The sequence below is a fragment of the Arthrobacter jinronghuae genome (genome assembly GCF_025244825.1).
GTDB classification, from domain to species: domain Bacteria; phylum Actinomycetota; class Actinomycetes; order Actinomycetales; family Micrococcaceae; genus Arthrobacter_B; species Arthrobacter_B jinronghuae.
This window is the reverse complement of record NZ_CP104263.1, coordinates 3382683-3395393: the sequence shown is the minus strand read 5'-3', so window position 1 is coordinate 3395393 and position 12711 is coordinate 3382683. Positions and strand designations below refer to the sequence as shown.

Here is a 12711-nt window from a genome sequence, read left to right as displayed (position 1 = left end):
TTCCCTTCGATAAGCAGAAACTTCATCCTGGAGAATACCCCGGGTTCTGGCGCGTTGACATCTTGGACTACTGAAGAACGACCCTGATCACAGAAAAGGCATACCTTTTAATGAGCACTACCGACACAAGTTATATGACCACTACCGCCACCAAGAAGTCCTTCGTTGTGACATGGCTGCTCGCGCTCTTCCTTGGCACGCTGGGCATCGATCGCTTCTACCTGGGCAAGATCGGGACCGGCGTCCTGAAGCTCCTGACGGGTGGCGGTTTCGGTATCTGGACGCTGGTCGACCTGATCATCACCCTGACCGGCAACCAGAAGGACAAGAACGGTCAGCCTCTCGCCGGATACCCAGAGAACAAGAAGATGGCGTGGATCGTCACAGCCGTCGTCTGGGTCCTCAACATCGTGGTTTCGCTGGTCATGGTCCTCACCGGAGCGCTGGCAGTCGGCTCGGCCGTTGAGAACAGCCAGACAGTGTCCCAGGAGGACAACGGCACGGCAGTCGAGGCCCCGGCTCCCTCAGAGGAGTACACGGTGGCCCCCGCTCCCGTCGAGTCGGAAGATTCCACCATGGACTCGTCAGTGCCGGAGGAATACCGGGCCGCTATGGAGAGTGCTGAGGGCATCAACTTTCTGAGCCCGAGCAAGGCCGACTTCTACGACAAGCTGATCTTCGCTGGCCACTCCCCGGAGGCGGCTCAGTATGTCCTGGACAACTTTGACGTGGACTACAAGGAGAACGCGCTGAAGAATGCCCAGAACTACAAGGACGGATGGGACAAGACCCCCGAGGAAATCCGCGAGCAGCTCGTCAGCGAACACGGCGAGCAGTTCACGCCGGAGGAAGCCGACTACGCCATTCAGAACCTGAAGTAGCCACCTCCGCCGGAGTCTGCGGCACCTTCAAGGAATAGCCAGAAGCGCACGGTTGCTTCTGGCTATTCCTTTGCCGTCGTCGTTCAGGCTCAAAATCGATGGCGCTTCAAAAACTGGCTCTTTCAGGGCGTCGCCTAGCCGTGCAGCAGGCGTCACCTCCGTTCAGAATCAGACGCATCTGAGCTGACGATGCGACCCGGCGGGAACCTCAACGCGGATTTCATCGCCGGTGCTTACGGCCCCGCCGCTCAGCACAATGCCCATGATTCCCGTCTTCCGCACGGTTTTTCCCGCGCTGTTGCGCGGGAGCACCGCTTTGAGCATTCCGGTTTGGAAGCGGTCAATCTGCCGGCAGGGATTCCGCAGTCCGGTTACCTGGACGACGGCGTCGGGTCCGATCCGCAGGAGTGTCCCCTCGGGCAGGTTCAGGAGGTCGATGCCGCGGGTGGTGATGTTTTCCCCGAGGTCGCCGGGACCCACCTCGAAGCCGTCCTGCGCCAGTTCCTCGAAGAGCTCCGCATGGATCAGGTGTACCTGCCGCAGGTTGGGTTCCGTCGGGTGGAACCGCTTTCTGAACACGTGCTGCACGGTGGTGCCGGAATGCGCGTCTCCGTCGAGGCCCAGCCCTTCCACGAGCAGAACCGAGTCGACCCGGTCCTTGCTGAAGTTGTGCTTGCTGCTTTGACTGACGGAGACCACTTGCGGTCCTTCGGGAGTGCGGGTGGCAGTCATTGACGGATCATTTCATATCCCGCCACGGCCTTCGGGAAGGCGCCAGAGGTCGAGCAACCTCCCTGCACCTGTCGGTGCGGGCACCGTTCAGGAAACGCCGGGGAGGGAGAAGGAGAAGAACCTTCCCTCCCCAAGAGGGGTCGCGTTGACCCGGTACAGGTCGGAGACCAGCGCGGCGGACAGGACCGACGACGTTTCACCGGCGGCGACGACCCGGCCGTCGTCGAGGGCAATGATTCGGTCGGCATACCGTGCAGCCAGGTTCACGTCATGCAGGGCGGTGATCACTGTGAGTCCGTCCCGCGCGAGATCGCGGAGCAGTTCGAGGGTTTCGAGCTGCGCGCGGACATCGAGGTGGTTGGTCGGTTCGTCCAGGAGCAGGAGCGTCGGCTCCTGGGCGAGGGCGCGTGCCAGGAGGACCCGCTGACGTTCCCCGCCAGAGAGCTCGGCAAAAACCCGGCGGGCGAGCTGCGCGGCTCCGGTCCGGAGCAGGGCGGCGCCGACGACGTCGTGATCCTCGGTGCCGGGCGCGGCAAGACGGCCCAGCCGGGGCGTCCGGCCGAGCATAACGACGTCCTGCACGGCCAGGGGAAGGTCGGCCGCGGAGTGCTGGTCGATAAAGGCGACGTACCGTGCGCGGCGCCGCCGCGGCAGGGAGGCCAGGTCCGTGTTACCCAGGCGAACGGTGCCGCTGGTGGGGTTTTCCAGGTGGGCGAGGAGCTGCAGCAGCGTGGACTTGCCCGCGGCATTGGGCCCGATGACCGCGGTGACGGACCCGGCGGGGGCGACGGCGGTGACACCGTCGATGACGAGACGGCCGCCGCGTGCGAAGGACAGGCCATCCACCTGCACCGTATTCACAGCGACCGCCGTGCGCGCAGCATCAGCAGGGCAAAGGCAGGGGCACCGAGAATCGCCGTGATGATGCCCACCGGAAGCTCCCGCGGGTCGAAGGCGGACCGGGCAATCGTGTCGGCGGCGACCAGCAGGAGCGCCCCGCCGAGGGCGGCGACCGGAAGCAGCAGCCGGTGCCCGGGGCCGGTGAGCAGCCGCGCGGCATGCGGGATGAGCAGGCCGACGAAGCCGATCGAACCGCTCACCGCCACAAGGGCGCCGGTGAGCACTGCGCTGGCCGCCAGGAGCAGGCCGCGCGCCGCGCCGGTGTTGATCCCCAGGGAGCGGGCGGTGCGGTCACCGAACGCAAACGCGTTGAGCGTGTTCGCGGACAGGGCGAGGGGGATGCCCAGGGCGAGGAACGCCGCCGCGGCGATCGCCGTTCCGCTCCAGCTGGCACCGGCGAGGGAGCCGAGGAGCCAGCCTAGGATCTCCCGGTAGCTGTCCCCGGTGGCGCTCCAGAAGATGACCAGGCTGGTGAGCGCGGAAAGCGCCGAGGATACGGCCACCCCGGCGAGGACGGTGCGGGAGGGGCTCTGCGGCCCGGCCGACCCGGCCAGCAGCAGGGTCCCGGCCAGCGCCAGAAGGGAGCCGGTGAACGCCGCGACGGGAAGGGCGACGCTGACACCGGCCACGATCACGAGCACGGCACCGAGGGAAGCGCCGGAGGACAGCCCGAGCAGATAGGGGTCGGCCAACGGGTTGCGGGTGCTCGCCTGCAGCACGACGCCGCAGACGGCCAGTCCCGCCCCTATGAAGGCGGCGGTCAGCACTCGTGGCAGGCGCAGCTCCCAGATGATCGCGTCCCGCGTCGCCGAGAGCGGCGACTCCGCAAGGGACAGGTGCGAGGCCACACTCCGGCAGACGTCGGCCACCGAGATGTCGGCCGGGCCGACCGTGACGGCGGCAAACATGCCGGCGACCAGGAGGACACCGAGCAGCGGAATCCCGGCCGCTGCCCGGCGCCCGCGCTTCCCGGCCGGCGTCGTCCCGCTCGCCGTCGTCCCGGCCGACGTCGCCGCTGCCGTCACGGAGCGACGTCCAGGTGCGCGAGCTGTTCCTGGAGGGTTTCGACGGCCTCGAGGCTGCGGACGCCCGCCTCACCGGCCGGGAACGGCAGGATGAGGTACTGCCGGTTCCGCACCGCCGTGAGTGCGGCGGTGGCGGGGTTGCCTTCCAGCTCCGCGATCTTCTTGTCCGCCGGTGTCCACGCGGCGTCGATGAGGACGATCACCTCCGGGTCGGCATCGGCCACCGCTTCCCAGGACAGCGAGGCCCACGGCGTGGGGACGTCGGCGGCAACGTTTTCCAGCCCGACGGCGTCCATGACCAGCTGGGGATTTCCGCTGCCCGCCCCCACGTACGGGGAGTCGTTGCCGGAGCTGTACCAGAGGGCGGTGAGCCCGCGGCTGTCGGGCGCGACGGCGGCCAAGCGCTGCTGCTGCCCGGCAACGAGGGTGTCGGCGGCGTCGGGCACGTCGAAGACGCGTCCCATCAGGCTGATCTCCGCCCAGATGTCCTCCCAGACCAGTGGGGCGGGCTGATAATCCGCACCCTGGCAGGCCGCCGGGGATACCAGGGTGTTGATGCCCAGGCGGTGCAGCGTCCCGCGGTCCCCGGCGCCGTCGGAGGTGAGGTTGGACTCCCAGCCGGCGTACACGAGGTCCGGTTCCAGGGCCAGGACCGCTTCCTGTCCGGGAACACGCTCGGAAATCAGCGGTGGTTCCGTCTCCGGCGCCCACCCTGCGGCGTACGGGCCGTCGGGGAAGGCGACGCCGGAGATCCGGTCCTCGAGGCCCAGCGCCAGCAGCATTTCGATGGACGTGGATTTGATCGCCACCACCTCCTCTGGCGGCTGCTCGAAGGTGACCGGTGTGCCGCAGTTGTCCACGGTGAACGGGAAGCCCGCCGCGGCGTCGGGCTGCGGGTCCGGCCGCGCCCCGGCGGACGGGGCCGCACACCCGGCGAGCAGGACGGCGGCCAGCACGGGAAGCATCAACAAGCGGATGCGGCGGGGCATCAACGCAGTCCTTCCAGACGTGGTTTGAGGTCGCTTTGGAAAAGGTCCATGAACCGGAGCTGGTCGTGGCCGGGGGCGTGGAACACAAGGTGGTTGAACCCAAGGTCCACGTATTCGGTGATCCGCTCGACGACGTCGTCGGGATCCGTGCCCACGATCCACCGCCGCGCGATCTGCTCCAACGGGAGCGCGTCTGCGGCGCGTTCCATCTCCACCGGGTCGGTGATGCTGTGCTTCTGCTCCTTTGAGAGGGACAGCGGAGACCAGAACCGGGTGTTTTCCAACGCCTTCTCCCGGCTGTGCTCATAGGAGAGCTTGATTTCGATCATCCGGTCCATCCCGGATAGATCCCGGCCCGCGTCGTCCGCGCCCGCAGCCAGCGCCGGCATCAGCTGCTCGGCATACAGCCCGTGCCCCTTGCCGGAGGTGGCAATGAACCCGTCCCCGGCGCGGCCGGCATATTTCGCCACGACGGGCCCGCCGGCTGCGATGTAGACGGGTATGCCACCGGCCGGGCTGTCGTAGACGGAGGCGTTGGAGGTGGAGTAGTAGTCGCCGTCGAAACTCACCCGGTCCCCGTTCCACAGCTCCCGCATCAGGCGCACCGCCTCGCGCAGCCGGGCGAACCGCTCGGAGAACTCCGGCCAGTCCTGTTCTCCGGGCCCGCGGAACCCGGTCGCGATTTCGTTCAGCGCCTCACCGGTCCCCACCCCCAGCCAGATCCGGTCCGGGTAGAGAAGCCCCAGCGTGCCGAAGGCCTGGGCAATGACGGCGGGGTTGTACCTGAAGGTGGGCGTGAGCACGCTGGTGCCCAGCCGGATATGCGAGGTGCGTTCCCCGGCCGCGGCGAGCCAGGCCAGGGAGAACGGGGCGTGTCCGCCCTGATGCCGCCAGGGCTGGAAGTGGTCGCTGACTGCCGCGGACGAGAAGCCGTGGGCTTCGGCGGCGACGGCCAGCTCCACCAGCTCCCGCGGGCCGAACTGTTCTGCGGAGGCCTTGTAACCCAGGGTCAGTGTCATGATCTGCTGCTTTCTGTGTCGGCGACGGCGTTGAGGCCCGCGGCGAAACCGGCTGCGTAGGCCTCGTCGCTGCCGAACCGGAACATGTCCGTCTCTGAGGTGCGGATGATGGACCGGGCGCCGGGCAGGTCCAGCGGGCCGACCGCGTCCGCGTAACCGCGAACTACGGCCACGGGCAGCCCGAAGGTCTTGCCCTTGACCAGGTCCCCGGCGGCGGCGATCTCGTCGGCCAGGCACGGGCGGGTCACGGCCAGGGGCCGGCCGGCCGAGTCCGGGGTGCCCTCGAGCTCATCGAACACCCGGACACCGGCGGCTCCGATGGCGATGTCGGTCTGCCCCTCCCGCCACGGCCGGCCGATCGTGTCGCTGAGAATCACCCCGATGTGCGGGCCCGCGGCGCGGATGCCGGCGGCCAGGATCCGGGCCGAGCGGTCGGGATCCTCCGGCAGCAGCAGCACCGTGCCCGCGGGAACGTTGGAGGCGTCCACCCCGGCGGCCGCTCCCACAATGCCCAGACGGTTCTCAACGATCCGGGTGCCGTTGCGGGTGGCGACCACCCGGGCCGTCTCCGCGCTGATCGCTGCCTCGCGGTCCTCGGCCCGCACCAGCCGCCCCTCGGCCTTGGAGACGATCTTGGACGTCACAACCAGGATGTCCCCGTCCATCAGCGGCCGTGCCGCGGCGGCGGCAAGGATCAACGCGACAAGGTTGTCGCCCGCCGCGATCTCCGGAATGCCGGGAAGCGCCCAGACGGACAGTTCCCGCGGCGGGATGGTGCGCGCCGGGCTGGCTGGTGCGTCGGTGTCGCCCCCGGTCACCGTGCGGCTCCCGCGGCGGGCTCGGTGGTCGCCGACACCTGGTCCGCCGGCTCGAGTTCCGGCGCCTGGTCCGCCGGCTCCTGCTCCGGGGCGATGTAGAAGTTGTCGCGGAACAGGCCTGTGGGGTCCCACACCGCCTTCAGCGCGCGCAGGCGCTGCAGGTTCCCGGGCGGGAAGGCGCGGGCGACGACGTCGGGCCCGGTGTCGGTCTCGAAGCTCAGGTACATGCCTTCCAGCAGCGGCACCAGTTCCGCCCAACGCAGGGCCACCTGGTCGCCGCGTCCGCCCAGCATGGCGATCACGAAGTTCGCGTCCCGCCAGCCGTACGCGGTGGCCTCCGCCGGGAGGTTCGCCGCGGCACCGCCGGCAGAGCGGATGCTCAGGATAAAGGAGGACTCGGCGGCGAGCAGGTCTGTCAGGACACGCGCGACGTCGGCGCTCAGGTGCCGCACCAGCCCGGAGTGGCTGCGCGGTTCGCCACGGCCGTGCTGATCGCCCTCCGGCGGTACTTCAAGCAAAGCCGCGTACGGCACCATCTGCACAGACTGGTTCGCCAGCGGCGCGAGGGCTGCGAAGGGCTGGAGCCGCTCGATCACGGTCTCCGGATCGGAGGAATCCACCACGATCAGTGCCTGGACGGCGGTCGAGCCGGGGCTGCCGGGGCTGATCATCAGGGATCCGGTCACCGTGGGATGTGACCCCTCGATGGTGGTGCCCCACCCTTGGAGGAAGGCCGCGACGTCGTCCGGCGCGAAGAGGAGCATCGCGAACCCCACCTGCTCGGACACCGGGTGCGCCTCGAACTCGAACGAGACGACCACGCCGAAGTTCGCCCCGGCGCCGCGCACCGCCCAGAACAGGTCGCTGTTCTCCTCTGCGCTGGCGTGCACGAGCTCACCGTCGGCGGTCACGATGTCCACGGAGCGCAGGTAATCGATCGTCAGCCCGCGCTCGCGGACGAACCAGCCGATCCCCGCCGCCGTCGCCAGGCCGCCGACGCCGACGCCGCCGTAGTCGCCGGAGGTGATCGCCAGCCCGTGCGGTGCCAGGGCCTGCGCCACCTCGCCCCACCGGGCGCCGGGCCCCACCCGGACCCGGTTGCCGCTGCCCAGGGTGATGGTGTTCAGTGCATCGAGCGCGAGGACGATGCCGCCGGTGTTCAGGGACCGGCCGGACAGGCCGTGTCCGCCGCTGAACATGCCCAGCGGCACGTCCCGGTGGCGGGCGGCGAAGCGCACGGCCTCCTGCACTTCGGTGGGGGTTTCAGGACGGATGACGACGCCGGGCCGGGCGCCGCGGAAGTAGCTGGCGGTGTAGCGGGCGTACCCCCGGTCGCCGGGGAACAGGACCCGCGGGACGAGGGCGTCGGGGATCGGATCGTCGCGGAAGGACCGGGCGGGTGCTTCCGGGGAGGCTGGCGCGGCGGCGGCTGCGGGGACTGCGGGGGCAGCGGGTGCGGCGGCGGCGGCTGCGGTGGCCGGGGAGCCGCTGCGCCGGCGGGCCTTCTCCACCCGGGACCGGATTGCGGGAGCGGTGACCTGCGCGAACCGGCGGAGCTCATCCGGGTCGTCGGTGGCTACGATGAACACGCTCACCCCGTGATCGGTTGCCAGCTCGGCCAGGGCCTCGGCGTGGTACTGCGGGGTGATGTTCATCATCCGGGTGATCTCGCGCGGATCGCGTCCGGCCTTGCGGGCGGCCTTGTCGATCACCTCGTTGCCGCGTTCGACGTCGCCCTGCTTCATCCAGGGAAGGCTTGGCAGCCAGCCGTCACCCTTGCGCCCGATGATCCCCTGCATCCGGGGTTTGTAGGCGCCCACCCAGATGGGGATGCGGTGTGCAGGTGTCGGGCCCCGCTGCACGCCTGTGACGTGGTGGTATTTTCCTCCCGCGTGCAGGGGCGTCGGATCCGCGGTGTCCCAGATGCCCCGGATGATGTCCAGCGCATCGTCCAGCCCGCCGACCGCGTCCGGGATGGCCAGCAGCGGGGCGCCCATCGACGCGATCGCCTCGAAATACCCGCCGGTGCCGATGCCGAGCTCCGCGCGGCCGTCGCTGAGCAGGTCCAGGCTGGCGAGGGAACGGGCCAGCACGGCGGGCTGGCGCAGGGGCAGGTTCAGCACATTGCCGGAGACGTGGATGCGTTCGGTACGGGCGGCGACTACCGAAAGCAGGGTCCAGGTGTCCAGGAACTGGGCCTGATAGGGATGGTCCTGGAAGGTGACCAGGTCCAGGCCGAGCTCCTCGCTGAGCAGGGCCCGGTCGACCGGCAGTTGAGGGATGGCGGCGGACGGGGTGATGAAGCTGCCGAAGCGCAGCGGGTGCAGGTAATCTGACATGGCCACAGCATGCGCGCCACCATTGCCATTGACAATCCGTAGGTAAGCCGCTTACTTTTTGTGCGTGACTACTTCTGAGACGGGCCGCGCAAACCCTCCGCTAAGCATCAGTGATGAGGAGTGCCGGCGCCTGCTCGGCGTGATGGAGGTCGTGGGACGGCGCTGGGCCAGCGGGATTCTGCTTGCCCTCGGGACCGGAGCCGAACGGTTCACCGAAATCGAGCACCGGGTCCAGGGGCTGTCCGGGCGGATGCTCACGCTCCGGCTTCGCGAACTCGAGGCCGCGGGCCTGGTCGAACGCCTGGTCGAGCCCACCATCCCGGTCAGCGTCCGGTACCGGCTGAGTGCGCGCGGCATCGACCTGCTGCGCTCCCTGCAGCCCATCGCCGGCTACGCCCGCCGCTGGGAGACTGACGACGCCGGAGAAGCGGTCTCCGCCAAGAGTGCCTGAGCCGGCGGGCCAGCCGCCGCGGACGCCACCCACGGCGGACGCTACCCACGGCGGTGGCGGGGGAGCAGGGGAATAATTCCCGGGCGCTTCGTCCTTCTCTGTACCAAGACTCTTACTAGGGCGGGGCAGGCGCATGCCATGAGCTGGAACGTCGTTATACCCGTCAAGAGTCTTGATACCGCCAAGTCCCGCCTCCGGCGGGACCGCAGCGGTGTAGCCGACCTGGCGCTGGCCTTTGCACTCGATACGCTTTCCGCGGTCCGGAACAGCCGTGGAGCGGGCACCATCATCGTCGTCACGAGCGATGTTCGCGTCCGTACCGCTTTCCCCGCCGGTACGCTTTTCGTGGATGATCCGGGGCTCGGACTCAATCCGGCGGTCGCGGCGGGACTCCACGGCGCGGGTCCCGGCAAGGTTGCCGTCGTCACGGCGGACCTGCCCGGCCTGACGGCGGACGAGTTCGACGCCGTCCTCGCAGATGCCGGCCGACACGAGCGCGCCATGGTCGCCGATCATTCCGGTCACGGCACCACCATGCTCACGAGCCTCGGCGGCCTGATCGTCCCGCGGTTTGGTCCCGGTTCCCGGTGGCGCCACGAACGGCAGGGTCACGTGGTCCTCCCGGTGCCGCAGGCGTCCGCGGTGCGCCGGGATATCGACACGGCAGAGGATCTAGCTGCGGCCCTGCGGAACCGGCTCGGGCCGGAGACCCTGAAAACCCTCGCAGTTGCTGCCACCGGACCGGCCGGTTCAGCTGCGGAGACCGGCTAAGGTCCCCTCACCTCGCCGGCCAGTTGGAGCGCTCCGGCAACAATGGCCGCCGAATCCTCGTCGGTGTTCATCCACAGCGGAAGTGACCGTGCGGGGATCCCGGCACGCTCCAGCAGCGGGAGCTCACCGGCGTCAACCGGATCGACCAGCCAGCCGTCCAGGAGGCCGCCCTGTGTCCGTGCCCCGTAATGCTGCCCCACGGCCGCAGCGGAGACGTCGACCCCGATGACCCCCAGACAGATGTCGGCCATCCCGCGCACGGGCGAGCCACCGATGATGGGCGATACGGCGATCACGGGAGCCGCCGTCGTCCGAAGGGCAGCCGCCACGCCCGGCAGGGCAATGATCGTTCCGACCGACACCACCGGATTGGAGGGTGCCAGCAGGACGACGTCGGCTGACAGGATCGCCTCCACGGCTTCCGGTGCGGCGGAGGAGGATTCGAGACCCCGGTGGACGAACCGGCGGGTCGGGACGTTGCCGCGGTGGCGCACCCACCACTCCTCAAAGTGAATCAACTGCGTCCGGCCGCTTCCGTCGACGATTTCGACGTGGGTTTCGACCTCGTCGTTCGTAGCCGGCAGGAGACGGACACCCGGATTCCACCGCAAACAGAGCCGTTGGGTCACTTCGGTGAGGGTCAGGCCCTCCCGAAGAAGGGCGGTCCGGGCAATATGGGTGCCCAGGTCAAGGTCTCCCAGGGTGAACCAGGGCCAGCCGACACCGTAGGCGGTCAGTTCCGCACTCACGCGCTCGGATTCGCCGGCCCTGCCCCATCCGCGTTCCGTATCGTTGGCTCCGCCCAGGGAGTACATGATGGAATCCAGGTCGGGGCAGACCCGCAGACCCGTCAGCCACAGATCATCCCCGGTGTTGGCCACGACGGTGATTTCCGCCCCGGTTGCCTGTGCCAGGGTCCGGGCGCCGCGGACGAACCGCGCGCCGCCTACCCCTCCGGCGAGGATCGTTATTCTCTTCATGCGCCCCCCGTTACCTTTTTCGTAGCCCGTTCCTGATGCAGGATACGACGACGGCCCCTCCGCGGTATGCGGAAGGGCCGTCATTTGTTCGAGCTACGAAACCGGAGCCAGTTCCGGGTAGTCCGTGTAGCCGGCGGCGCCGTCGGTGTAGACGGTGGTCTGGTCGATCTCGTTCAGCGGGTGGTCCTCCTGCCAGCGGCGGGCCAGATCCGGGTTGGCGATCACGGGGCGGCCGACGACGGCGGCGTCGGCCAGGTTCTCTTCGAGCAGCATGACGGCGTCCTCGCGGGTGGTGACCGTGCCGAAGCCTGTGTTCATTAGCACCGGGCCGCCGAAGCGGCGGCGCAGGCCCTGGACCAGCTCGTCGGCCGGGTCCGCGTGCAGGATGCTCAGGTAAGCCGGCTTCAGATCGGCGATGCCGTCCACCAGAGCGGTGTAGGTGGCGGTAACGTCGGCGCGGTCGGTTTCCAGCACGCCCTGGATGTTGTGTTCCGGGGAGATGCGGATGCCGGTGTGCTCGGCGCCGACGGCCTCTGCCACGGCACGGAAGGCCTCGATGACCAGGCGGGCCCGGTTCTCCGGCGATCCGCCGTAGTTGTCTGTGCGGGTGTTGGAGACGGGGGAGAGGAATTCCTGCAGCAGGTACCCGTTGGCACCGTGCAGCTCGACGCCGTCGAACCCTGCCTTCATCGCGTTCTGCGCGGCGGAGACGAAGTCCTGCACGACGCCGGGGAGTTCGGCTTCGGTGAGGGCGTGCGGCACCGGGAAGGGCTGCTTGCCGTCGTAGGTGTGCGCCATGCCTTCAACCGCGATGGCACTGGGGGCCTGTGGCTGGCGTCCGCCATTGATGTTCTCGTGCGCGACGCGGCCGGAGTGCATCAGCTGGGCGACGATCCGGCCGCCGGCTTCGTGCACGGCGTCGGTGACGCGCTTCCAGCCGGCGACGTGTTCCTCGGTGACCAGGCCGGGCATCAGGGCGTTGCCCTGGCCGGTGAAGGAGGGGTAGATGCCGTCGGTGATGATCAGGCCCATGGAGGCGCGCTGGCGGTAGTGCTCGACCATGATGTCGGTGGGCACGCCGTTGCGGTCGGCACGCACGCGGGACATCGGTGCCATGACGAGGCGGTTGGGCAGTTCCATGGTGCCGACGGTCAGCGGGGTAAAGAGTTTCAAGTGGGGTTCCTTTTGTTGCGTGCAGCCGTACTCGGGTTCTCCCGGTTGCAGGTTGTATATGCAGGGCAACCGTTAGCGAGGTAGGAGATATTCCGCGAGCGTGCGAGGTCACACCAGTAGCGGCTCGTCAAAGCGCTGATTGCGTGAGATTGAAGCCCGAGAAGATGCAGACATCAAATGCGAGAGCTAAGGAGTGTTGGGTATCGAGCCGCGGTCGTGGAGTCTTCGTATAGGGACCCACGCACTACGCTTAGTTTCTACTATGGAATCCATCGAGAAATCCGCCATGCCTCGCCGGAACTTGGACTGGGATCGGGTCGTGCTTAGGGCACTCTCATAACGCCACAGTCCTCGGTTGGTGAGCTCCGGGAGTACCATTCGATTGAGCCAAAGAAAACGGGGCGCTAGTCGAAACAACTAGCGCCCCGCTCCTAATCCTTGGCGGGATTTGAACCCGCGACCGGCCCTTCGTTACGGGGCTGCTCTATCCACACTGAGCTACAAGGCCAGTTCACTCAAACAAGTGAATGAGATACCAGAATAAACGGAACCGAGCTTTCAGTCAATCGTTGGCAAAAATCATTTTTTAAGCTTCTTGCGCCGAAAGTTCGTCTTCCCGTAATGGATTAGCTC

The 12711-nt window shown here is 68.1% G+C and carries 12 protein-coding genes and 1 tRNA gene; 3 read left to right on the top strand and 10 right to left on the bottom strand.

What is annotated here, in order from left to right; translation table 11 throughout:
* The first annotated feature begins 110 nt into the window (after nucleotides 1–110).
* Entirely contained in the window at nucleotides 111–881 is a 771-nt protein-coding gene (locus N2K98_RS15980; RefSeq protein ID WP_255796534.1) for an Ltp family lipoprotein, read from the top strand.
* Nucleotides 882–1049: 168 nt separating this feature from the next.
* On the opposite strand, the gene N2K98_RS15975 is transcribed toward N2K98_RS15980, so the two are convergent.
* The 7 genes from N2K98_RS15975 to N2K98_RS15945 all read right to left on the bottom strand — a co-directional run bounded on the left by N2K98_RS15975 (nucleotide 1050) and on the right by N2K98_RS15945 (nucleotide 8703).
* Entirely contained in the window at nucleotides 1050–1613 is a 564-nt protein-coding gene (locus tag N2K98_RS15975) for an MOSC domain-containing protein (protein WP_255864660.1), read from the bottom strand.
* Nucleotides 1614–1700: 87 nt separating this feature from the next.
* Entirely contained in the window at nucleotides 1701–2474 is a 774-nt protein-coding gene (locus tag N2K98_RS15970; RefSeq protein ID WP_255864661.1) for an ABC transporter ATP-binding protein, read from the bottom strand.
* Nucleotides 2471–3538, bottom strand: coding sequence for a putative F420-0 ABC transporter permease subunit (locus tag N2K98_RS15965; RefSeq protein ID WP_407079994.1), 1068 nt, complete (start codon nucleotides 3536–3538; stop codon nucleotides 2471–2473). Before N2K98_RS15965 ends, N2K98_RS15970 begins: the two co-directional genes overlap by 4 nt.
* A complete protein-coding gene (locus N2K98_RS15960) occupies nucleotides 3535–4527 on the bottom strand; it encodes a putative F420-0 ABC transporter substrate-binding protein (RefSeq protein ID WP_255864662.1) in 993 nt (330 codons plus the stop codon). Before N2K98_RS15960 ends, N2K98_RS15965 begins: the two co-directional genes overlap by 4 nt.
* On the bottom strand, nucleotides 4527–5546 hold the full coding sequence (gene fgd / locus N2K98_RS15955; protein ID WP_255864663.1) for a glucose-6-phosphate dehydrogenase (coenzyme-F420): 1020 nt from the start codon (nucleotides 5544–5546) through the stop codon (nucleotides 4527–4529). The genes N2K98_RS15960 and fgd overlap by 1 nt, the downstream gene beginning before the upstream one ends.
* A complete protein-coding gene (gene cofE, locus N2K98_RS15950; protein ID WP_255864664.1) occupies nucleotides 5543–6364 on the bottom strand; it encodes a coenzyme F420-0:L-glutamate ligase in 822 nt (273 codons plus the stop codon). Before cofE ends, fgd begins: the two co-directional genes overlap by 4 nt.
* Nucleotides 6361–8703: an LLM class flavin-dependent oxidoreductase gene (locus tag N2K98_RS15945; RefSeq protein WP_255864665.1), complete on the bottom strand. Its 2343-nt coding sequence runs from the start codon at nucleotides 8701–8703 to the stop codon at nucleotides 6361–6363. Before N2K98_RS15945 ends, cofE begins: the two co-directional genes overlap by 4 nt.
* Before the next feature lie 64 nt (nucleotides 8704–8767).
* On the opposite strand from N2K98_RS15945, the gene N2K98_RS15940 reads away from it, so the two are divergent.
* Both N2K98_RS15940 and cofC read left to right on the top strand, forming a co-directional pair.
* Nucleotides 8768–9154 carry a winged helix-turn-helix transcriptional regulator gene (locus tag N2K98_RS15940; protein ID WP_255796545.1) on the top strand — a complete coding sequence of 129 codons (387 nt, stop codon included), beginning with the start codon at nucleotides 8768–8770 and terminating at the stop codon, nucleotides 9152–9154.
* 138 nt (nucleotides 9155–9292) lie between these two features.
* Nucleotides 9293–9925 (top strand): 2-phospho-L-lactate guanylyltransferase, encoded by a 633-nt coding sequence (gene cofC, locus N2K98_RS15935; RefSeq protein ID WP_255864666.1) that lies wholly within the window; start codon nucleotides 9293–9295, stop codon nucleotides 9923–9925.
* On the opposite strand, the gene cofD is transcribed toward cofC, so the two are convergent.
* The 3 genes from cofD to N2K98_RS15920 form a co-directional block, all read right to left on the bottom strand.
* The gene (gene cofD / locus N2K98_RS15930; RefSeq protein ID WP_255864667.1) at nucleotides 9922–10905 is read right to left on the bottom strand and encodes a 2-phospho-L-lactate transferase; all 984 of its coding nucleotides are present in this window, start codon (nucleotides 10903–10905) and stop codon (nucleotides 9922–9924) included. The genes cofC and cofD overlap by 4 nt on opposite strands.
* Nucleotides 10906–10998: 93 nt before the next feature.
* On the bottom strand, nucleotides 10999–12078 hold the full coding sequence (locus N2K98_RS15925) for an alkene reductase (protein ID WP_255864668.1): 1080 nt from the start codon (nucleotides 12076–12078) through the stop codon (nucleotides 10999–11001).
* A 432-nt stretch (nucleotides 12079–12510) separates the two neighbouring features.
* A tRNA-Val gene (locus tag N2K98_RS15920) sits at nucleotides 12511–12586 on the bottom strand.
* Nucleotides 12587–12711 lie beyond the last annotated feature (125 nt).